Source organism: Acinetobacter sp. PFS20 (genome assembly GCF_052261015.1).
Lineage (GTDB): Bacteria > Pseudomonadota > Gammaproteobacteria > Pseudomonadales > Moraxellaceae > Acinetobacter.
The window spans coordinates 1,741,247-1,762,339 of the sequence record NZ_JBPVZE010000001.1; the positions used below are offsets into that span (position 1 = coordinate 1,741,247).

The 21,093-nt window shown below is 39.0% G+C and carries 21 protein-coding genes; 11 read left to right on the plus strand and 10 right to left on the minus strand.

The window, feature by feature from the left end; all coding sequences use genetic code 11:
* Positions 1-45 precede the first annotated feature (45 nt).
* Positions 46-498, minus strand: a complete 453-nt coding sequence (locus ACS125_RS08265; RefSeq protein WP_004794166.1) for a CopD family protein — start codon at positions 496-498, stop codon at positions 46-48.
* An 18-nt stretch (positions 499-516) separates the two neighbouring features.
* Positions 517-1,746, minus strand: coding sequence for a beta-ketoacyl synthase N-terminal-like domain-containing protein (locus ACS125_RS08270; protein WP_004641618.1), 1,230 nt, complete (start codon positions 1,744-1,746; stop codon positions 517-519).
* A gap of 299 nt (positions 1,747-2,045) precedes the next feature.
* Between ACS125_RS08270 and ACS125_RS08275 the strand changes: the two genes are divergently transcribed.
* From ACS125_RS08275 to rimI, 8 genes are all read left to right on the plus strand, one after another.
* The gene (locus ACS125_RS08275; RefSeq protein WP_216069932.1) at positions 2,046-3,365 is read left to right on the plus strand and encodes an EcsC family protein; all 1,320 of its coding nucleotides are present in this window, start codon (positions 2,046-2,048) and stop codon (positions 3,363-3,365) included.
* Between the two features lie 200 nt (positions 3,366-3,565).
* A complete protein-coding gene (gene rpsL / locus ACS125_RS08280) occupies positions 3,566-3,940 on the plus strand; it encodes a 30S ribosomal protein S12 (RefSeq protein WP_002050319.1) in 375 nt (124 codons plus the stop codon).
* Positions 3,941-4,100: 160 nt separating this feature from the next.
* The gene (rpsG, locus tag ACS125_RS08285; RefSeq protein ID WP_004638185.1) at positions 4,101-4,571 is read left to right on the plus strand and encodes a 30S ribosomal protein S7; all 471 of its coding nucleotides are present in this window, start codon (positions 4,101-4,103) and stop codon (positions 4,569-4,571) included.
* 177 nt (positions 4,572-4,748) lie between these two features.
* Entirely contained in the window at positions 4,749-6,887 is a 2,139-nt protein-coding gene (fusA, locus tag ACS125_RS08290) for an elongation factor G (protein ID WP_004794161.1), read from the plus strand.
* Between the two features lie 94 nt (positions 6,888-6,981).
* Positions 6,982-8,172 carry an elongation factor Tu gene (gene tuf / locus ACS125_RS08295; protein WP_004794160.1) on the plus strand — a complete coding sequence of 397 codons (1,191 nt, stop codon included), beginning with the start codon at positions 6,982-6,984 and terminating at the stop codon, positions 8,170-8,172.
* Positions 8,173-8,376: 204 nt separating this feature from the next.
* A complete protein-coding gene (locus ACS125_RS08300; RefSeq protein ID WP_174741565.1) occupies positions 8,377-9,258 on the plus strand; it encodes a metal-dependent hydrolase in 882 nt (293 codons plus the stop codon).
* 239 nt (positions 9,259-9,497) lie between these two features.
* Positions 9,498-10,373, plus strand: coding sequence for a metal-dependent hydrolase (locus ACS125_RS08305; RefSeq protein ID WP_004794157.1), 876 nt, complete (start codon positions 9,498-9,500; stop codon positions 10,371-10,373).
* Between the two features lie 107 nt (positions 10,374-10,480).
* On the plus strand, positions 10,481-10,942 hold the full coding sequence (gene rimI, locus ACS125_RS08310) for a ribosomal protein S18-alanine N-acetyltransferase (RefSeq protein ID WP_440203016.1): 462 nt from the start codon (positions 10,481-10,483) through the stop codon (positions 10,940-10,942).
* On the opposite strand, the gene ACS125_RS08315 is transcribed toward rimI, so the two are convergent.
* Together ACS125_RS08315 and aat are read right to left on the minus strand one after the other, a co-directional pair.
* Positions 10,928-11,743 carry an arginyltransferase gene (locus ACS125_RS08315; protein WP_314371095.1) on the minus strand — a complete coding sequence of 272 codons (816 nt, stop codon included), beginning with the start codon at positions 11,741-11,743 and terminating at the stop codon, positions 10,928-10,930. The two genes, rimI and ACS125_RS08315, sit on opposite strands and share 15 nt — an antisense overlap.
* Positions 11,744-11,761: 18 nt before the next feature.
* A complete protein-coding gene (aat, locus tag ACS125_RS08320; RefSeq protein WP_443273942.1) occupies positions 11,762-12,493 on the minus strand; it encodes a leucyl/phenylalanyl-tRNA--protein transferase in 732 nt (243 codons plus the stop codon).
* A gap of 108 nt (positions 12,494-12,601) precedes the next feature.
* Here aat and ACS125_RS08325 point away from each other — a divergent pair, with 108 nt between their 5' ends.
* Positions 12,602-12,901, plus strand: a complete 300-nt coding sequence (locus ACS125_RS08325; protein WP_107881033.1) for a putative quinol monooxygenase — start codon at positions 12,602-12,604, stop codon at positions 12,899-12,901.
* A 65-nt stretch (positions 12,902-12,966) separates the two neighbouring features.
* Here ACS125_RS08325 and trxB read toward each other — a convergent pair whose 3' ends face one another.
* The gene (trxB, locus tag ACS125_RS08330) at positions 12,967-13,917 is read right to left on the minus strand and encodes a thioredoxin-disulfide reductase (protein ID WP_174765711.1); all 951 of its coding nucleotides are present in this window, start codon (positions 13,915-13,917) and stop codon (positions 12,967-12,969) included.
* A gap of 269 nt (positions 13,918-14,186) precedes the next feature.
* On the opposite strand from trxB, the gene ACS125_RS08335 reads away from it, so the two are divergent.
* Positions 14,187-17,228 carry a DNA translocase FtsK gene (locus ACS125_RS08335; RefSeq protein WP_443271472.1) on the plus strand — a complete coding sequence of 1,014 codons (3,042 nt, stop codon included), beginning with the start codon at positions 14,187-14,189 and terminating at the stop codon, positions 17,226-17,228.
* A 156-nt stretch (positions 17,229-17,384) separates the two neighbouring features.
* Positions 17,385-18,005 (plus strand): threonine export protein RhtC, encoded by a 621-nt coding sequence (gene rhtC / locus ACS125_RS08340; RefSeq protein WP_191899710.1) that lies wholly within the window; start codon positions 17,385-17,387, stop codon positions 18,003-18,005.
* A gap of 70 nt (positions 18,006-18,075) precedes the next feature.
* On the opposite strand, the gene ACS125_RS08345 is transcribed toward rhtC, so the two are convergent.
* The 5 genes from ACS125_RS08345 to minC all read right to left on the minus strand — a co-directional run bounded on the left by ACS125_RS08345 (position 18,076) and on the right by minC (position 20,993).
* Positions 18,076-18,591, minus strand: a complete 516-nt coding sequence (locus ACS125_RS08345) for a hypothetical protein (RefSeq protein WP_238611904.1) — start codon at positions 18,589-18,591, stop codon at positions 18,076-18,078.
* Between the two features lie 147 nt (positions 18,592-18,738).
* A complete protein-coding gene (locus tag ACS125_RS08350; protein WP_003653274.1) occupies positions 18,739-19,026 on the minus strand; it encodes a PA4642 family protein in 288 nt (95 codons plus the stop codon).
* Between the two features lie 84 nt (positions 19,027-19,110).
* Positions 19,111-19,383: a cell division topological specificity factor MinE gene (gene minE, locus ACS125_RS08355; protein WP_000896934.1), complete on the minus strand. Its 273-nt coding sequence runs from the start codon at positions 19,381-19,383 to the stop codon at positions 19,111-19,113.
* Between the two features lie 2 nt (positions 19,384-19,385).
* On the minus strand, positions 19,386-20,198 hold the full coding sequence (gene minD, locus ACS125_RS08360; RefSeq protein ID WP_004794144.1) for a septum site-determining protein MinD: 813 nt from the start codon (positions 20,196-20,198) through the stop codon (positions 19,386-19,388).
* A 66-nt stretch (positions 20,199-20,264) separates the two neighbouring features.
* Positions 20,265-20,993, minus strand: a complete 729-nt coding sequence (gene minC / locus ACS125_RS08365; RefSeq protein WP_004641649.1) for a septum site-determining protein MinC — start codon at positions 20,991-20,993, stop codon at positions 20,265-20,267.
* Positions 20,994-21,093 lie beyond the last annotated feature (100 nt).

The following is a 21,093-nucleotide window of genomic DNA, read 5'->3' on the forward strand; positions in this document are numbered from 1 at the left end:
GCTGTGAATAAAAGAGTTCTTGGATAATAAAAGCAAAAACCCCAGTTAAAACTGAGGCTTTACGACAACTAAAATCACAACAGCAAATAAAATTAAGGTCGGCATTTCATTAAAGAAGCGCCAGAACTTATGTGATTTATAGTGAGCATTTCCGATAAGTTTTTTACGGTAGTAGCCACATACCAAATGGTAGATGACTAACAAAGCGACTAATCCAACTTTAAGGTAAAACCATGTTGCCTGATGGTAATGTCGAGTTGCATCGCCCCAATCCACAAGAAAATGAGCAGTAATTAATGTGGCAATCAGAGAAGGCCACATAATTCCACGATACAACTTACGTTCCATTACTTCAAAGCGTTGATGACTAACAGCATCTTCACTCATAGCATGATAAACATATAGACGTGGTAAGTAGAACAAAGCAGCGAACCAACAAACCACGGCAATAATATGTAATGCTTTTACCCACAAAAAAGCATCAGAAGGTGCATCCATCGATAATCCTAGGTGGGATTATGCATCCCACTTCTTGAAAATAAGGCAAGCGTTAACGCCGCCAAAGCCAAAACTGTTACTCATTACAGTATTCAATTTTGCATCACGTTTTTCAAGTACGATATCAAACGGTTTTGCGCCTTCATCAAGTTCAGTTACATTGATGTTTGGTGCAATAAAGTCGTTTTGCATCATTAGAACAGAGTAAATAGCTTCTTGTACACCAGCTGCACCTAAGCTATGACCTGTCATAGATTTAGTTGAGCTAAGAGGAGGTACATTGCCTTCGCCAAATGCACGTTCCATTGCTTTAAGTTCTGTAATGTCACCAGCTGGAGTAGATGTACCATGTGTATTTACATAGTCAATTTTATCTACGCCATGTTGCTTAGCTTCTTCAAGCGCCATTAATACACAACGTGTAGCACCTTCACCGCTTGGAGCAACCATGTCTGCACCATCGCTGTTTGCAGCATAGCCAACGACTTCAGCTAAAATGTTGGCACCACGTGCTTGAGCGTGTTCAAGTGATTCAAGTACTACGAAACCACCACCGCCAGCAATAACAAAACCATCACGGTCTGCTGAATATGGACGAGATGCTGTTTCTGGAGTTTCATTATATTTTGAGCAAAGTGCACCCATTGCATCAAACAATAAACTTTGAGACCAATGATCTTCTTCACCACCACCAGCAAGCATAAGATCTTGTTTGCCGAGTTGAATAAGGTTGTACGCATAACCAATTGCGTCAGCAGAAGTTGCGCAAGCACTTGTAATTGTATGAGCAATACCTTGCAGTTTGAATGCAACACCTACGTTTGCAGTAATAGTGTTTGACATGTTGCGTGGTACGAAGAAAGGTCCTACTTTACGTGCACCTTTAGTTTCTAAAAGCTCTGTCATTTCAACAACAGATGCAGTTGAACCACCACCTGAACCGCCTGCGATACCGTAACGTGGATTACCACCGATTTGTTCAGCAGTAAGACCTGCATGTTCAACAGCAGCTACAGCAGCATTGTAAGCGTACATTGCACATACGCCCATAAAGCGTTTTAACTTACGGTCAATATGATCAAAATCTTGTTCTGCAGCAGCGCTCACATGACTTTTAAAATTGAGTTCAGCATAAGTTGGGTTAAAACGTGTCCCGGAGATTCCATTTTGAAGTGAATGAGTAACTGCTTCTAAAGAATTACCGATACATGAGTTAATACCCATACCAGTGATTACAACACGTTTCATCTACAGGTCCCTTTATGGTGATATTAAGAGTCTATGGTGATCAACAGCTACGAAAACGAATAGGAGAATATAGCTGTAAGAAAACAAGACTCATGTTTTTTCGTTGTTAACATGATAGCAGAAAGGATTTTTATTTCTTATGGCAAATCTTTATGACAATTTTACATTTAAAAAAATAACCAAATACATAGTATGTTGCATTTAGGGTTAACTAAAATACACACATTCAAGTTGAGATAAATCCACATTCCACCTAGTATTTATGTCTAATTAGATAAATTAAAAAATCGAGGTACTTGATGACAAAATTTAATAATAATCAATCTGACAATTTGTTTTCTCAGGTCTTCGGAGTGGCTAAAAAGCTCAGTTCTACAGGATTGAGTATCTTGCAACAGAACCAATCAGGTGACGTTAGTAAGGTAATTGAACCAATTCCAACTGATAAAACGGTTGAAGGAAAATCGAGAACAAAAAGCCCATTTGAAGTTGAGCAATATGAAAGTCCTCAACAAATGCTACGTGAACAATTGCCGAAAGTAACTCGTCAGGTCTTTGGGCGACATTTCACAAAAGTAAATGGTGTAGCTACATTTCTTTCCCCAGATTGGGACGAAAAAATCTCAGGTTATTTATTTGATTGGCTGAATGACTTTAGTTCAAAAAGCACCTTAACTGAAAAAATCTTAGAAGAAGCGGGCGCTAAAGATTTATTTGAGCTCACTAAAGATACGGGCCGTTCTCAACGTTTAAGTCAGGCACTTATCGAACAAAATAAATTAATTGCAACTGTACAAGGTGCAATTACAGGCGTGTCGGGTGTGGTTGGTGCTGCTGTAGATATTCCTGTTTCACTCGTGCTGGTTTTAAGAACGATTTATCAGACTGGTAGATCACATGGTTTTGATCTTCTGGAGGTTACAGACCAAGATGTTGTTGAGTTTATCTTTAAAGAAGTTGATATTAGTTTGATTGCTGAAAAGCAAACTTTATTGATCGCTTTAAAAACATTACGCAATATGTTGGAAACGCAAGATATTCATCAATTTCAGCAAGTGTTAGGTTCAACTACCGATTTTGATACTTTAAAGAACTGGCTAGTCGATGAAGATGGAGAGTTTAAATGGGGTTGGTTAAACCGTATTCCTAAACTTTCAGCATTTGGCAAAGTTACACCAGTTGCTGGTGCTGTTTTAAGTGCCGTATATAGTTGGAAACTACAAGAAGATGTTGGTCATAAAGCACAAGCCATTTTTGGTGCTGCAAGACATTATTTAAATGAACATCCAAGTGAGCATTTATCTCCACTACAGGCCTATTATGCTGCAGTAACGCTTATCCAAAAGGCGAGTCCACGTCTTTTAAATGTGGGTGAAGATGGCAATATTCATGCAGCACATCATCATAAAGTAGAAAACCATGATGTCATTTCAAAAGTATCTATTGTCTTAAAGCCTACAGAAAGTAAAAAGAGTGAAGAAAAAATTCAGGAAAATGTTCACCAAGGTATCGAGCAACTTGCTGATAAACATGTAGAGGAACATGAGCATACTGAGCAAAAACCGGCTTTAACTCCTGAGGAAGATGAAGAGGAGTTGAATGATAAAAAATACTCTTAACAATACGCTTACAAATAAGAGGTTTAAAAATAAAATTTGAACTCTATTTAGATTTGTAAGTTATCCTGTCAAAGATTGATATGGTCAACATTTGGTACGTATTGCCGTGTTGACCATTTTTGCATCTTAGCTTACAATTATGTGCCCTTAAAAAGAGGTATTTTCTTTTTAAGGTTTTTTAATAACGGGAGAATTGCCATATGGCAACAACGAATCAGTTGATCCGTAAGGGTCGTACGACTTTGGTTGAAAAATCCAAAGTTCCTGCGTTGAAGGCTTGTCCACAACGTCGTGGTGTTTGTACACGTGTTTATACAACTACACCTAAAAAACCTAACTCAGCTATGCGTAAGGTTTGCCGTGTTCGCTTAACTTCAGGTTTTGAAGTATCTAGCTACATCGGTGGTGAAGGTCATAACCTACAAGAGCACAGTGTTGTTCTTATCCGTGGTGGTCGTGTTAAAGACTTACCAGGTGTACGTTACCATACCGTTCGTGGTTCATTAGACTGTGCTGGTGTTAAAGATCGTAATCAATCACGTTCTAAATACGGTACTAAGCGTCCTAAGAAGTAATTCTAGGAAACTAGTCCAATAAGCCCTTTAGCGTTTCGCTTGTTTGAATTCTTCATAGATTTGTAATTCAAGCGACGTATAGTAAGGCCAGCGTCGTGTACATGACACTTGTACAAACTGCTGGATTATCCTGAAGTGTCATATTATTAGGTGTATTAAAATGCCAAGACGTCGCGTAGTCGCTGCTCGTGAGATCCTTCCAGATCCAAAATTTAGCAGCCAAACAATCGCTAAATTCATGAACCACGTAATGCAAGATGGTAAAAAATCTGTTGCTGAAGGTATCGTTTACGGTGCTTTAGAACGTGTTCAAGAAAAAAACAAAGTAGACCCAGTTGAATTTTTCGAGACTACTCTTGAAAAAGTTCGTCCTATGGTTGAAGTAAAAGCACGCCGTGTTGGTGGTGCTACTTATCAAGTACCTATGGAAGTACGCCCATCCCGTCGTACTGCCTTAGCAATGCGTTGGTTAGTAGATGCTGCTGCTAAGCGTTCTGAAAAAACGATGGCTTTACGTCTTGCTGGTGAGTTGCTTGATGCAGCTGAAGGTAAAGGTGCAGCGATCAAAAAACGTGAAGACGTGCATCGTATGGCTGAAGCCAACAAAGCCTTCTCTCACTACCGTTTCTAAGCGGATAAAACAGTCCCTAATCAGGAGAATATTCATGCGTACCGCAGCTCGATTCAACATTGCTCTTTATCAAAGTGGGAGCTTTGCGGGTATTTAAGTTGCCTGCTTGGATATTTGTGCGCATCAATTTAATTGATGCGTCCTGTTTTAAATATAACATTTAGGAATGTAGACATCATGGCTCGCCAAACCCCAATTAGTAATTACCGTAACATCGGTATTTCTGCGCACATCGACGCAGGTAAAACAACTACAACAGAACGTATTTTGTTCTACACAGGTGTATCTCACAAAATTGGTGAAGTACACGATGGTGCAGCAACAATGGACTGGATGGAACAAGAGCAAGAGCGCGGTATTACAATTACCTCTGCTGCTACAACTTGTTTCTGGTCTGGTATGGGTAACCAATTCGAACAACACCGTATCAACGTAATTGACACCCCGGGACACGTAGACTTCACAATCGAAGTTGAACGTTCTATGCGTGTTCTTGACGGTGCGTGCATGGTTTACTGTGCAGTTGGTGGCGTACAACCTCAGTCTGAAACTGTATGGCGTCAAGCAAACAAATATAAAGTGCCTCGTTTAGCATTCGTGAACAAGATGGACCGTACTGGTGCAAACTTCTTCCGTGCTGTTGAGCAAGTTAAAACTCGTTTAGGTGGTAATCCTGTACCTATCGTTGTGCCAATCGGTGCAGAAGATACGTTTGCAGGTGTTGTTGACCTTATCGAAATGAAAGCGATTATCTGGGATGAAGCATCTCAAGGTATGAAGTTTGAATATGCTGACATCCCAGCTGACCTTGTTGATACGTCTAACGAATGGCGTACCAAAATGGTTGAAGCTGCGGCTGAAGCTTCTGAAGAATTAATGGACAAGTACCTTGAAGAAGGTGATCTTTCTAAAGAAGAGATCATTGCAGGTTTACGTGCTCGTACATTAGCTTCTGAAATTCAAGTAATGCTTTGTGGTTCAGCGTTCAAAAACAAAGGTGTTCAACGTATGTTGGATGCTGTAATTGAATTCTTACCATCACCTACAGAAGTTAAAGCGATCGAAGGTATCCTTGACGACAAAGACGAAACTAAAGCGTCTCGTGAAGCATCTGACGAAGCTCCGTTCTCTGCGCTTGCGTTCAAAATCATGAACGACAAATTCGTAGGTAACTTAACATTCGTACGTGTTTACTCTGGTGTTCTTAAACAAGGTGATCCGGTTTATAACCCAGTTAAATCTAAGCGTGAACGTATCGGCCGTATCGTGCAAATGCATGCGAACGAACGTCAAGATCTTGATGAAATCCGTGCAGGTGATATCGCAGCGTGTGTAGGTCTTAAAGACGTTACTACTGGTGATACATTATGTGATGAGAAAAACATCATTACACTTGAGCGTATGGAATTCCCAGAGCCAGTAATTTCATTGGCTGTTGAACCAAAAACTAAAGCTGACCAAGAAAAAATGTCAATTGCTTTAGGTCGTTTGGCTAAAGAAGATCCATCGTTCCGCGTTCGTACAGACGAAGAATCTGGTCAAACAATTATTGCTGGTATGGGTGAGCTTCACCTTGACATCATCGTTGACCGTATGAAGCGTGAATTCGGTGTTGAAGCGAACATTGGTAAACCAATGGTTGCTTACCGTGAAACGATCAAAAAGTCTGTTGAACAAGAAGGTAAATTTGTTCGTCAAACAGGTGGTAAAGGTAAATTCGGTCATGTATATGTTCGTTTAGAGCCTATGGATGTTGAAGAAGCTGGTAAAGAATACCAATTCGCTGAAGAAGTTGTCGGCGGTACAGTACCTAAAGAATTCTTTGGTGCGGTTGACAAAGGTATTCAAGAACGTATGAAGAATGGTGTATTAGCTGGTTACCCTGTTGTGGGTATCAAAGCGACATTATTTGATGGTTCTTACCATGATGTCGACTCTGATGAATTGTCGTTCAAAATGGCTGGTTCATACGCTTTCCGTGACGGTTTCATGAAAGCTGATCCTATCCTTCTTGAACCAATCATGAAAGTTGAAGTAGAAACTCCAGAAGACTACATGGGCGATATCATGGGTGACTTAAACCGTCGTCGTGGTATGGTTCAAGGTATGGATGATCTTCCTGGTGGAACTAAAGCAATTAAAGCAGAAGTTCCATTGGCTGAGATGTTTGGTTACGCGACTCAAATGCGTTCTATGTCTCAAGGTCGTGCGACTTATTCTATGGAATTCGCTAAATACGCTGAAACTCCACGTAACGTGGCTGAAGGCATCATCGCTAAGTTCCAGACTGGCGGTAAAAAAGGTGACGACGAGTAATCTTTCGATTACTATAAGCCCAAACTAATTCTTAGTTAAAAACCAAGCGCTCGTGCAGTGACCCTGCATGAGCAGTTTATAAAGGAAGATCATCATGGCTAAAGCCAAGTTTGAACGTAATAAGCCACACGTAAACGTGGGCACAATTGGTCACGTTGACCATGGTAAAACAACTTTAACTGCTGCGATTGCAACTATTTGTGCAAAAACTTACGGCGGTGAAGCGAAAGATTACTCACAAATCGACTCAGCACCTGAAGAAAAAGCACGTGGTATTACAATTAATACTTCACACGTAGAATACGATTCTCCAATCCGTCACTACGCTCACGTAGACTGCCCGGGCCACGCCGATTATGTTAAAAACATGATTACTGGTGCTGCTCAGATGGACGGCGCGATCCTTGTATGTGCTGCGACTGATGGTCCAATGCCACAAACTCGTGAACACATCCTTCTTTCTCGTCAGGTTGGTGTACCTTACATCATCGTATTCTTGAACAAGTGTGACCTTGTTGATGATGAAGAATTACTTGAATTAGTAGAAATGGAAGTTCGTGAACTTCTTTCTACTTATGACTTCCCAGGTGATGACACTCCTGTTATCCGTGGTTCAGCTCTTGCTGCTCTTAACGGTGATGCTGGTCAATATGGCGAGTCTTCAGTTCTTGCTCTTGTTGAAGCGCTTGACTCTTACATTCCAGAACCAGAACGTGCTATCGACAAAGCATTCTTAATGCCAATCGAAGACGTATTCTCAATTTCTGGTCGTGGTACTGTAGTAACAGGCCGTGTAGAAGCTGGTATCGTTAAAGTTGGTGAAGAAGTAGAGATCGTTGGTATTAAAGATACAGTTAAAACAACTGTAACTGGCGTAGAAATGTTCCGTAAACTTCTTGACGAAGGTCGTGCGGGCGAGAACTGTGGTGTTCTTTTACGTGGTACTAAGCGTGAAGACGTACAACGTGGTCAAGTACTTGCTAAACCAGGTACAATCAAGCCGCACACTAAATTCGATGCAGAAGTATACGTACTTTCTAAAGAAGAAGGTGGTCGTCATACTCCATTCCTTAACGGTTACCGTCCACAGTTCTACTTCCGTACAACTGACGTAACTGGCGCAATCCAATTACAAGACGGCGTTGAAATGGTTATGCCAGGTGACAACGTTGAAATGTCAGTAGAATTAATCCACCCAATCGCAATGGACCCAGGTCTACGTTTTGCGATCCGTGAAGGTGGTCGTACTGTAGGTGCTGGTGTTGTTGCGAAAGTAACTGCATAATCACTTTCAGTGAAAAAAAGCGCTCTTTTTAGAGCGCTTTTTTTATATTTAATTGTCTAACAATCACTATAAAAGCTGGCCTTAACTGATATTTCAATGTCCTTATTTACCCTTAATCCTTTTTATGAAATTTGTATGATAAGAATCAAGAAAACGAACAATAAAGTTTGAGTAATTTGGATTACTTAATAAGGAGCTTTGGGTATGAATGCTAAAGTGAATATTACGAATCGTGCAGGGGCGAGCTTTCCTGTACGTCGTATGAACTTTGACTTTAATGATGTACCAGAATATTGGATGAATGGTTCTGCTGGACTCACACACTTTATGACAGCATTGTCGGCCTTGTTTCCGGCAGGTGAAAAATTCTTCATAGATAGTGTACGTGCTGTACGTTATCACCCATCAATTAAAGATGATGAAGCATTGCAAAAAGAGATTAGTGCCTTCATTGGGCAAGAAGCAATGCATACTCAAGAGCATGTAAATTTTAATGCTTCTGCTCAAAAGTTTGGTCACGATGTAGAAACACTAGAGAAGTTTACCGACACGGCGATTCAAACAGCAATTAAAACTTTTGTAAAAATTGTTAAACCTTTCGGTATGACCAAAGAAATGGTTGATCTGACAGCTACAACAGCACTTGAACATTTTACGGCTACTATAGCTTCACAGTTATTAGTTAATAAACACATTCAAGAGTTGATGACAGATGAGACAATGTCAACCATGTGGTATTGGCATGCTATAGAAGAAAATGAGCATAAAGCCGTAGCTTTTGACGTGTACGAGGGTGTATTTGGTAAGGGTGTAAAAGCTTATGCCTTACGAACCAGTTCTTTAGTGTTTGCTATGACTTTAATTTTTTTGATTCAATCATCTTTTGTACTTCGTTTATTAAAACAAGACAATAAGTTGAATTTAACTGAACTATCAGTAATTTATAAATACGGATATAGCCCATCTAAAGGCATTATTAGTGGTATGGCTAAAGAAATGTTAGCTTACTTTAAACCCGGTTTTCATCCAAATGACCTAGATACAGTTAGTCTATTGAAAACATGGAAAGCAAAATTAGGTTTGTAATTTAAATCTATGTTGATTTGAAAGGGCTCATGAGTAGCCCTTTTTCTTTTTAAGTATTATTTGCTAACCATAACTATCAGTAAGTCTATGCACCTTTATGGGGTTATTAATGACCTCATCTGATATTTCTCTGTCCTCATCTGCACTTAATTGGTACACCGAAAGACGTATGATTATAAATATTAAGAAAATAAATAAAGTTATATGTGAATTAGCTATTCACTTAAAAGGAGTCTGAGATGAATGCTAAGGTAAATATTTCCAATCGTGCTGGTGCTAGTTTCCCTGTGCGTCGTATGGACTTTGAATTTACTCAGGTCCCACGCTATTGGGCGAATTATGATGCGGCATTAACACATTTTATGACAGCATTATCGGCCCTTTTCCCAGAAGGTGAGCAGTTCTTTGTAAATAGTACTCGTGCTGTTCGAAATGATCCAAAGCTTGCTGATCCAGATCTTCAAAAAGAAATTAGCGCTTTTATTGGTCAAGAAGCGATGCATTCGAAAGAGCATTTAGCATTTAATGCTTCAGCGCAAGCTTATGGTTATGATGTTCGCCATATGGAAAAGCAAACGGGAAAAGTCATTAAGATGGGTACGGCTGTTGTAACCAAATTAATGAAACCTTTTGGCTACACTAAAGAAATGATTGATTTAACAGGGACATGTGCGCTAGAACATTTTACCTCTACCATTGCAGCTGAACTTTTACAGAACCCTGAAATTCAGGCGATGTTCCAAGATGACACAATGTATCATTTATGGATGTGGCATGCAGTTGAAGAAAATGAACATAAAGCTGTGGCTTTTGATGTGTACACAAGCATGTATGGGCAAGGTCCGAAAGCTTATTTCATGCGTTCAACAGCTTTAATTATTGCAATGGCATTAATTTTTGCAACTCAGACACATTTTACCGCCAAGCTATTAAAAACCGATGGAAAGTTAACTTGGAAAGACACGAAGTACATGCTTAAGTTTATGTATGGTCGTAAAGGTTTTATGACACGTCAAATTCCAGAGTTACTTGATTTCTTAAGACCAAAATTTCATCCAAATGATTCTGATACTACAGCGCTGTTAGCAACTTGGCGTGAAAAACTAGGTCTCTAAAAAGGATAGTAAAAAAGGGCAATTTAATTGTCCTTTTTTTTACTCGTTTTTTCTTGTGAAGTTTTTATAATACGCATTACTTTAGAACTTTGATTGTGCTGAACCCCATGATTCGTATTATGCAAAACACTGATGTTGATATTGTTGTACAAATCGAAAAATCAGTGCAAACACACCCATGGTCAAGACAGCAATTTATTGAATCTTTGAATTCTTATCAATGCACAGTGATTGAGTCACAAAACAGAGTGGTGGGTTTTTGTATTTTACAGCCTGTTTTAGATGAAGCGAATTTATTGCTCATGGCAATTGATCCTAAAATGCAAGGGCAGGGCTTAGGATATGAATTATTAAATGCATCAATTGATCAATTAAAAAATCACCCAGTGCAAATCTTTTTAGAAGTTCGTGAAAGTAATAAAGCTGCTATCGGTTTATACGAAAAAACAGGCTTTCACCAAATTGACCTGCGCCGCAATTATTATCCTACTCAAGAAGGCGGGCGGGAACACGCAGTCATTATGGTAAAAACCTGCACAGATGATTTCGCATCTTTATTTAATGATTAAATTGTTCCATTCAGAAGGTAACGTTGTCATAAGCGACGTACCTAACTGTTGAATTTCTTCTGGTGACAATGATCGGTTTAAACGGCGCCATTGTCCATCGAGTAGAAGTTCTAAAGGTGTATATTGCGATTTATAGTTCATTTTGGCTGAGTGCGGTACCCAATAGCCTAAATAAAGGTACTCTAAACCGAGCGATTTCACATATTCGATTTGGTTCAAAATAGAATACACACCAAGTGATCTGCGATGCTCGTCTGGATCAAAGAACGTATAGACCGCAGACAGTCCATCATCCATTAGATCGCAGGTAGACACACTGATTAAACGGTTATCTTTCCAAAGCTCAAGAAAAAAACTATCTGTACAACTATGCACTAAAAATTTTTCAAACTGATCTAAGCTAGGTGGAAACATATCGCCATCTGCATGGCGTTCATTAATATAGCGTTCGTATAAATCATAATGGATTTGTGCTGCCTGTCGCGTAGGCAGAACAGTCATGGTGAGATCTTGATTTCGTTTCCATGCTTTTTTTTGCATGCTGTTCATTTGGAAATCGGTCACTGGAACACGACAAGATAAACATTGTCGACATAAGTGACATTCAGGGCGATAAACAAAGTCACCACTACGGCGAAAGCCTAAACGAGAAAGTTCTGAAAGAGTGACCACATCAATTCGATGGATGGGGTCTAAAAACACCATACGTGCAGATTTATTTTCTAAGTAGCTGCAATCATGAGGTGGAGTAATATAATACTGCAGATCATTTAAAAGGGACTTCGGGTGATATGATTTCATGATTGGTCCCTCCTGTTATCATTCCATTAATTTTGCATCTAACGCTATTGTTTTACTTGAAAATACACGTTCTTGATACTTTTTCCAATTGATAGAGGGGTGAATAATTACATCTTGTAACGATTTTAAGTAGTCTTGACGAGAAAGTGTACAGGCTCCCAAGCTAATTAAGTGACTATTTACAAGCTGGCAGTCGACCCAAGGGAGCTGATTTTCTTGTCCAATCAGCATTAATGTATAAAAAGCCATTTTAGAAACATCAGTTTCATTACTAAACATTGATTCACCGAAGCATCCTTTGCCAATCGTAATGCCGTATAGACCTCCGACAAGTTCGTTTTGCTCCCAGACTTCCACACTATATCCATAGCCAGCATTAAACATCTCACAATAGCCCTGAATAATATCTTCGCTAATCCAAGTTTCATCTGCATAACTCCTTGGTAGAGAACATGAGCGAATAACTTCTTCGAAGGCATGATTAACCGTAATGGTGTAATCGTACTTTTTCATGTTCCGAATGAGTGATTTACTTGGTTTATAGTTTTGAGGGTAGATCACGCAACGAGGTTCTGGGCTCCACCAACAAATGGGTTCATCTTCATTGAACCACGGAAATAATCCGTGGGTATATGCTTCATATAGGGTAGAAGGGGAGAGATCAGCTCCAATACAAATTAAACCATGACCGTCTGGGTCGGCTTCAATAGGGTCTGGGAAAATGAATTGAGAGAGTGGAAGTTTCTGCATAGAAGATAAAATGAAATGGAATGGTTTAAAATTAACGTAACTAAGCTTCATTGACAATTTTTATTGTTCAACTTTAGCATGCATGAACGAATAGAAAAGGTTTGCGTGATGCTAAAACTTATTGCAGAAGATTTTATTGATATTAAGAAAATTGATTTGGTTTTACCACTTTATCAAGAGCTTGTTGATAAAACGAGATGTGAAGAAGGATGTGTCGCGTATGATTTATATCATGATATAAAAAATTTAGGACATTTTGTTTTTATTGAGGAATGGGTAGATCGGGCAGCATTAGATCGACATGTTCAGTCTGAGCACTTTCAACGGTTAGTTCCTCAGATTGACCAATATCAGACGAGGTCAGGACGTTTTACACATTTAGACCATTTTGAAAATATGAAGAGATAAACATCGTAAAACATAAAAAAAGACACCCAATTGTTTATTGGATGTCTTTTGTTGCATCGATTAAATTAACCGAGATTATCTAGATATTTTTCAGCATCTAGAGCAGCCATACAGCCTGACCCAGCAGAAGTAATCGCTTGGCGATAAATGCTGTCAGCGACGTCACCAGCAGCAAAAACACCAGCTACAGAAGTTGCTGTTGCATTACCCGAAGTACCACTTTGTACTTGAATATAGCCATCACGTAGGTTTAATTGACCATCAAACATTCCAGTATTTGGTTTGTGGCCAATTGCAACGAATAGACCATGAACCTCTACATCTTGCTTAGAGTCATCTTGAGTTGATTTAAGGCGAACACTTGTTACGCCAGTATTGTCACCCAATACTTCTTCAACTTCGTGATTCCAGATAATGCTGATTTTGCCTTCTTTTTCTTTGGCAAATAAGTGATCTTGCAAAATCTTTTCAGAACGTAAGCTATCACGGCGGTGTACTAGCGTTACATGTGAAGCAATATTTGATAAATAAAGCGCTTCTTCAACAGCAGTGTTACCACCACCTACAACCATTACTTTTTGGTTTTTGTAGAAGAAACCATCACATGTTGCACATGCGCTTACGCCTTGTCCCATAAAGTTTTGTTCAGACTCTAGGCCAAGATATTGAGCTGTAGCACCAGTTGCAATAATCAAAGCATCACATGTGTACTCTTCCATATCACCTTTTAGAACAAAAGGACGTACGTTTAAATCCACTTCGTTAATATGGTCATAGACGAGTTCTGTACCAAAGCGTTCAGCATGTGCTTGCATACGATCCATTAATGCAGGACCTGTTAAACCTTCAGGATCGCCCGGCCAGTTGTCAACTTCGGTTGTTGTTGTAAGTTGCCCACCTAGTTGTAAACCTGCAATCAAAGTAGGTTTAAGGTTTGCACGCGCTGCATAGACAGCTGCACTATAGCCCGCAGGGCCAGAACCGAGAATAATTAACCGAGAATGACGAGCACTCATTGAGGGTATCCTTATTTATTTCGAGAATTTTGAAAATTATACGTGAAATTGCCGATCAATAGCGTTAAATCAATGTGGATAATATTGATCAGGTCAATCGAATTAAGTTATATAACAATATAGAAGTGCCTCATGTTAACAACAACTGTAAAGAATCATGCACCTTTTTTGTAAGAACAAGTGCATAATATAAAGTTCATTCGTTGAAGATCTAGAATGTAGTTCTTCACATCTCTAAACCAATAATTAAATGGGTTACAGGACAGTATATGACTGCGGTGTCGAGTGTTTATGCACAGCGCTTATTGATGACATTATTCTTGGTTTCTTTTGGGATTTATATGTTTCTGGCAACAGTAACATATACACCATTTGATCCGGGCTGGATGCATATTTCCAGTGATACTCAGCAAGTATCCAATGCAAGTGGTATTGCTGGCGCATGGATTGCAGATTTGCTGTTTGGTTTTTTAGGATGGGCAAGTTTGCTTATTCCAATTTTCCTTTTTATTGAAGCAATACAGGTGTGGTGGCCACGTAGTTTTTTAAACCGCCCATTTCGTTATGCTGCACAATTCTTTTTAATTTTGGTTGTGTCTAGCCTGCTTTATTTACATTGGAATGTGCCGGCAGATACTTTAGATAATGCGGCTGGGGGAATTATTGGTTATGAGTTAGGTCAAAGCCTATCTCAATTGCTAACAATTTACGGTGCGACTTTATTCTTACTCGTTTTCGGAGTAGTTTTGTTTACTCTTGCATTTGGGGTGCAATGGAGCAAAACATGGGTTACGCTCAAAGCGACACCAAGCTATTTACAAGATTTATTTTATAAAAACGTATCACCAAACGAATCTGATTATGACTTAACAACTCAGCCTGCTAACAAAGCAGCGGCAGTTAAAGTTGCACAAAACACTGAAGCCAATGCTTCAGGTGAAAAAGAAGTGCCAGTTCAATCTGAAGCTACTCAGTCACAACTTACAGCAACACGACATGATGCGGTTGCTGAAAGATTATTTGCTGATGTATTAGCGAAAGAGCAGAGTCGTCCTGAACCTGTAGCAGTTGAGCCAGTTGCAAATACTCAAAACTTTGAACATACGCTTGAGCAAGCCCATAAGCTTGAAAAAGATAGCCAACGTTTAGTGGCTACGGGTGAAGTATGGCGTGCTTTACAACGTGATGATGCGAGCCATAAGCAAGAAATTGATGCACTTTTAAGAGCAGCTGATGATTCAACAGACCAAGCTCCTGCTCATGATCAATTCCAGCAAACTATTTCACAAGTTCATCAAACTCAACCTACAGTTAAACAAGACCTACATGGTCTTGACTGGAATGATGATGAAATTTTTGATGAGTTGCTTGCTGCGGTTCCAAACAGTAAAACTGCAACAGATGTGCATACACCATTTGTTCAAGATCAACATGTAGAAGTAGAACCAACTTCGCAATCTGTGAATATTGCGAATGAAACATCTTCACCTTTATCAAATTTAAATCAGTCACCTAAAAATTTAGCAAATGAACAAGTTTTTGAAGACTTTGATGATTTATTAATAGATGAAGATATTGCACCTGCTGAACCTGTCAGAGCAAGTAGTTATGCGCAATCTTCAGCATTTGTAAAAGCTCCAATTCAAACCAGTATTCAAGCCGATAAACTTTCAAAAGAAGAGTTTATTGAGGCATGGCAGGAAACTGCTGGGAAACCTCAAGAAAATCTTGATATTGATGAAGATTATTTCGATTTAGATGCGCCATTAACAGATGCAGCTGGTCGACCAATGTCTCGTGCAATGCAGGTTGCTAAGAAGCGTTTGGATTTGCCAACTTTGCCAGGTCTGGATCTACTTGATAAGGTTGATCCAAATAAGAAAGTTAACTTCACTGAAGAGCAGCTTTCGCGCTTATCTGAATTACTTGAAATTAAGTTACAAGAATTTAATGTTAAGGCTCAAGTGGTTGAAGCTCAACCAGGACCGGTAGTTACCCGTTTTGAGTTAGATTTGGCACCAGGTGTTAAAGCATCTAAGGTAACCAATATTTCGCGTGACTTAGCCCGTTCAATGTCGATGGCATCTGTTCGTGTAGTGGAAGTCATTCCTGGTAAACCATATATTGGTATTGAAGTACCAAACAGTGCCCGTGAAATGGTGCGTTTGATTGAGCTATTGGAAACGCCAACATATCGCGATCCAAGTGCATTAATCAGTATGGCGATGGGTAAAGATATTTCAGGTAATCCAGTATTAACTGATTTAGCCAAAGCTCCACACATGCTAGTTGCTGGTACAACGGGTTCTGGTAAATCGGTTGCGGTAAACTCGATGATTTTATCGATGTTGCTTAAATATACACCTGACCAGTTGCGATTGATTTTAATCGATCCAAAACAGCTTGAACTTGCCAACTATAATGATATTCCGCATTTATTAACTCCAGTTGTTACTGACATGAAAGATGCAGTAAGCGCATTGAACTGGTGTGTGAATGAAATGGAACGTCGTTATAAGCTGATGTCATTTCTTAAGATTCGTAAATTAAGTGACTACAACCGTAAAGTTGAAGAATCAATTGCGAATGGGGAAGATCTAATTGACCCAACTTGGAAACCAAGTGATTCGGCGACACAAGAACGTGCACCTCGTTTAACACCATTACCATCTATTGTGATTGTGGCGGATGAGTTTGCCGACATGATTATGCAGGTGGGTAAAAAAGCAGAAGAAATGATTACGCGTTTAGCGCAAAAATCTCGTGCTGCGGGTATTCACCTATTGCTTGCAACTCAACGTCCATCTGTTGATGTCATTACCGGTTTGATTAAAGCCAATATTCCAACGCGTGTCGCATTACGTGTAAACAGTAAAATTGACTCGCGTACTATTTTGGATGCAGGTGGGGCAGAAGATTTGCTCGGTCATGGTGATATGCTGTTCTTGGGGCCGGGTAAAATCGAACCTGAGCGTGTGCATGGTGCATTCATTAGTGATGATGAAGTTAACCGTATCTGTGATGCATGGCGTGAACGTGGTGAGCCGGATTATGTCGACGAAATCTTGACTCCATTCGACGAAGAACCAACTTCACGTGGTTTTGAAGAGGGTGAGGGTGGTTCTGACCGTGATGCACTTTATGATCAATGTGTGTCATTTGTTTTAGAAACTCGTAAAGCTTCTACATCGTCACTACAGCGTAAATTTAGCCTTGGTTATAACCGTGCTGCCCGTATCATTGATCAAATGGAAGAGAACGGCATTGTGAGCGCAATGGGACCTAATGGTAAGCGAGATATTTTAGTTTAAAAACTTACCCCTAAAAAAAGCCTCTCCGGAGGCTTTTTTTATAATTTGAATAAACTGAATCTATTTATAAAATGACTTAAAGATTTTAACGTATAGTAAAAAATGCTAATGTATTTTTCCTAAATAAATAACAACGAATTAAATCTGGAGGAAAACATGTTAGTCGCGTTAATTACGTTAGCTTTTATCCATTTTTGTGCACTTATTACTCCAGGACCTGATTTTTTTCTTGTATCTCAAACAGCGATTAGTCGATCACGTAAAGACGCTATGTTAGTGGTGGGTGGTATCACAGCAGGCGTTATGTTTTGGGCTTGTTTGGCACTGATGGGATTAAATCTTATTTTTGAAAAAATGGCTTGGTTAAAGCAAGGTTTACTCATCGCCGGTGGCTTATATTTATGTTGGTTAGGCTATCAGATGTTGCGTTCGGCATTTTCAAAAAATCAGCAAGAAGATAATGTTGCTGTAGAGCTACCAAAAGCACCTTACCTGTTTTTTATTAAAGGCCTGATAACCAATCTATCAAATCCTAAAGCTGTTATTTATTTTGGTAGTGTGTTTTCTTTATTTTTAGCCAATCCTCAACTTGATCAGGTTCATTGGTTGCTCTTTATTATTGTCACAGTCGAAACAATTTTATGGTTCTGCTTTGTGACCTTTATTTTTTCATTACCAAGTTTTAGATCAGCTTATCGTAATTTTTCAAAATGGATTGATGGTATTTCAGGTGGTATTTTTACCGTATTTGGTATTTTCCTCATTGGTAATCGATAAATTGAGATAAGAAAAAAGCCTCTTGAAGAGGCTTTTTAAATTACTAAATTCTAGATCATTTATATAGGAGTCATATGACAAAACTGATAAGAATCAGTAGCCACATGATAGAACCTATAGTAATTAAAATGATTTGAGGTGTAGTGAATTTTTCTTGCTCAATTGTTGTTTCTATTTGTTTTTGTGCATAGTTTAATGCTTTAAATGCGGGTATTAAAAATATAATGTCACAAAGAGAGATGAGCCAATAAGGATCAGGTAGGCGAACCAGTAAAGATGTAATGAGATATCCTAGATACATCCAACCTGAAGAGAAATTATTAATATACCCTTGTTCTTTTGCGTAGTTTTTTATGTGATTAAATAGTGAATATAAAAAGAATATAGAAAAAATTGCACGAGCAGCGGGCATAATATTTAACTTATCTTTGATTAGAAAAAATCGCCATGCTTTAAACATCCACCAAATTGGGTATAAGCCAAAGGAAATTAAGGATAGAAAGATAAACTTATTAACACTAATAATTTTTAAATTTTCTATATGATTTGATTGTGTTTGATTTAAATTAATAGGTTCTGGATTCATGAATTTATATTTGGAATGAAATAGTGCTGATGACTTTAAGATTATTTTTTATAAAAGTAAATAATTTAGATATTTGAATAAACCACATAATCTATCTACTAAGTTTTACTAAGATACATTATGCAGCCTTATTCAAATAAAAAAAGCTTAAGCAAACTTTGCTAGAACTTCTAAAAATGGTGCTGATTGACGCGGAAATTTGGCAATCACATCATGGATGCGTTGGCCTTCAGGGTCTTTGGCATTAATATCGCGTCCGTCCGCAATAAATTGAGTCAAAAGACGTTCATAGTCTGTTGGACGCATATGTTTGAATGCATGGTAGAGCACATGAAAATCTGCGTTCACACCCGCTGGCGGAAGTTGGTTGAGGTAGGCAAAAACACGCTCATCGGACCATTCTTCATTGAAAGTTGCTGGCTGTGATAATGCCATGACAATCTCCTCAGTTTTAAAAAAGGCAAAATAACTTGCGTTATTTTGCCTTGATTCTGTTTTATTGAATAGTCAGAAATAGAATTATCGTTCTTCAGGTAAATTGATATTCATTTCTAACATTTCGATATTAGCTTCAGACCGAACCTGCATTTGGATATGCTGTTCACCTACACCGCTGACATAACGACTAACCACTTGCATGATTTCTTTCTTCATCTGATCAATCTTGTCTTGGCTTAAACGGCGGCCTAAACCTTGTTCAGAAGCAACAATAACTTTCAAACGATCTTTGGCAGTTTGAGCACTTGATGGTTTTTCTTCACTGCTAAATAATTTACTCCAGAATCCTGCCATATCTACGCTCCAAATAGTCGTGCTAACCAGCCTTTAGGTTGAGCTGTGATGTGTCTATAAGGACGGTCTTCACCAAGAAAGCGAGCAACCAAATCATCATAACCCTGACCAGCTTTAGTTTCTGAATACAGAATTACTGGCTTACCTTCGTTTGATGCTTGTAATACACTTGGACATTCAGGAATAACGCCTAATGTCGGTACGCGTAAAATATCTTTAGAAATATCATCAATGGTCAGCATTTCCTGACGGTCTGCGCGTTCAGGGTTGAAGCGTGTAATACATAAATGTTTACGTATACGTCCTTCGTTTTGTTCAACTTTTTTGGTTTTGCTATCTAACATACCAATAATACGGTCAGAGTCACGTACTGAAGAGATTTCAGGGTTTGTTACAATGATTGCTTCATCTGCATGATACATGGCTAAAATCGCACCACGTTCAATACCAGCAGGTGAGTCACAAATGATGTAATCAAATTCTTGAGATAGCTCATCAATAACACGAGCAACACCATCGTCGCTCAACGCATCTTTATCACGTGTTTGTGAAGCCGGTAAAATATAAAGGTTTTCGATATCTTTATCGCGAATAAGGGCTTGCTGCAGACGTGCTTCGTTGTTAATAACATTGACAAAATCATAAACAACACGACGCTCACAACCCATAATTAAATCAAGGTTACGTAAGCCTACATCAAAATCAATCACAACAGTTTTATGACCACGAAGGGCTAAACCTGTTGCAAAAGATGCGCTCGTTGTAGTTTTACCTACACCACCTTTGCCTGATGTTACGACAACAATTTTGGCCACCGAATCCACTCCTATTATGGTCATTCACCCTTAAAAGGGCTGTTTTTTGGTGATTTGCTTAATAAACTAAAGTTCAATCGCTTCGAATTCAAGCTCTTGCTTTTCATTTAAATAAATATGTACTGGCTTTTTTACCACATGTTTAGGGATATCATCTGCGACACAATACGTTCCGGCAATAGAAACGAGCTCAGCCTCTAAAGATTGGCAAAAAATGCGTGCAGCTGCGTGCCCGCCCGCACCAGCAATGACTCTACCACGAACTGTGCCATAAATATGTATATTTCCTGAAGCGATCACCTCGGAACCACTATTCATGCCAGCCTTTAAAATAATATCGCCGTTATCTTGTACAAGGGATTGGCCTGTACGCAAAATTTCATCATGATAAGAGGTAATATGAGCAACCGCTATCTTGTTTAGTGGTTTTTTTGTTTCTGCTGAAGACGATGCAGGAGCGGTAGCAGGTTTTTCTACAATTGCGACTTGTTCTGTTGTGGCTTTAATACGCTGTAATGGTTGATCTGCCGGTAAAACAGGGAATTGAATAGCGCGAGCTTCATCTCCTAAAATACCATCGATTACCGCCATAGGCTGTAGACCCAAGCTCACCAGAAGTTGAATTAATGCAATTAACTCTTGCTCAACCGTACTATCAATAATGACTAAAGTTCCTTGATAGGAACCTTCATTTAATATATTTGATAATTGCTGGCGGATCACATCATGATCATTGGTATCGAAGGTTATCCTGCTAAAGTTAACCATTCTGCCGGTAATCCGGATATCAGCCATAAGTCTTCCTTCAAGGCGTTAAAACGAGCTGTAATATCGTTAAGTTTATTGTAAATAGAGCAAATGCTAGAACAAATCGTGCCAATTCTCTAGCGTGTTT

Bases quoted from the DNA above. Each gene is read 5' to 3' on its own strand.
- ACS125_RS08335 (WP_443271472.1), top strand. From the start codon at position 14,187: ATGACTGCGGTGTCGAGTGTTTATGCACAGCGCTTATTGATGACATTA.
- rpsG (WP_004638185.1), top strand. From the start codon at position 4,101: ATGCCAAGACGTCGCGTAGTCGCTGCTCGTGAGATCCTTCCAGATCCA.
- ACS125_RS08275 (WP_216069932.1), top strand. From the start codon at position 2,046: ATGACAAAATTTAATAATAATCAATCTGACAATTTGTTTTCTCAGGTC.
- ACS125_RS08305 (WP_004794157.1), top strand. From the start codon at position 9,498: ATGAATGCTAAGGTAAATATTTCCAATCGTGCTGGTGCTAGTTTCCCT.
- ACS125_RS08270 (WP_004641618.1), bottom strand. From the start codon at position 1,746: ATGAAACGTGTTGTAATCACTGGTATGGGTATTAACTCATGTATCGGT.
- trxB (WP_174765711.1), bottom strand. From the start codon at position 13,917: ATGAGTGCTCGTCATTCTCGGTTAATTATTCTCGGTTCTGGCCCTGCG.
- rpsL (WP_002050319.1), top strand. From the start codon at position 3,566: ATGGCAACAACGAATCAGTTGATCCGTAAGGGTCGTACGACTTTGGTT.
- rimI (WP_440203016.1), top strand. From the start codon at position 10,481: ATGATTCGTATTATGCAAAACACTGATGTTGATATTGTTGTACAAATC.
- aat (WP_443273942.1), bottom strand. From the start codon at position 12,493: ATGCAGAAACTTCCACTCTCTCAATTCATTTTCCCAGACCCTATTGAA.
- ACS125_RS08265 (WP_004794166.1), bottom strand. From the start codon at position 498: ATGGATGCACCTTCTGATGCTTTTTTGTGGGTAAAAGCATTACATATT.
- fusA (WP_004794161.1), top strand. From the start codon at position 4,749: ATGGCTCGCCAAACCCCAATTAGTAATTACCGTAACATCGGTATTTCT.
- rhtC (WP_191899710.1), top strand. From the start codon at position 17,385: ATGTTAGTCGCGTTAATTACGTTAGCTTTTATCCATTTTTGTGCACTT.
- minE (WP_000896934.1), bottom strand. From the start codon at position 19,383: ATGGCAGGATTCTGGAGTAAATTATTTAGCAGTGAAGAAAAACCATCA.
- ACS125_RS08315 (WP_314371095.1), bottom strand. From the start codon at position 11,743: ATGAAATCATATCACCCGAAGTCCCTTTTAAATGATCTGCAGTATTAT.
- tuf (WP_004794160.1), top strand. From the start codon at position 6,982: ATGGCTAAAGCCAAGTTTGAACGTAATAAGCCACACGTAAACGTGGGC.
- ACS125_RS08325 (WP_107881033.1), top strand. From the start codon at position 12,602: ATGCTAAAACTTATTGCAGAAGATTTTATTGATATTAAGAAAATTGAT.
- ACS125_RS08350 (WP_003653274.1), bottom strand. From the start codon at position 19,026: ATGGCATTATCACAGCCAGCAACTTTCAATGAAGAATGGTCCGATGAG.
- minC (WP_004641649.1), bottom strand. From the start codon at position 20,993: ATGGCTGATATCCGGATTACCGGCAGAATGGTTAACTTTAGCAGGATA.
- ACS125_RS08300 (WP_174741565.1), top strand. From the start codon at position 8,377: ATGAATGCTAAAGTGAATATTACGAATCGTGCAGGGGCGAGCTTTCCT.
- ACS125_RS08345 (WP_238611904.1), bottom strand. From the start codon at position 18,591: ATGAATCCAGAACCTATTAATTTAAATCAAACACAATCAAATCATATA.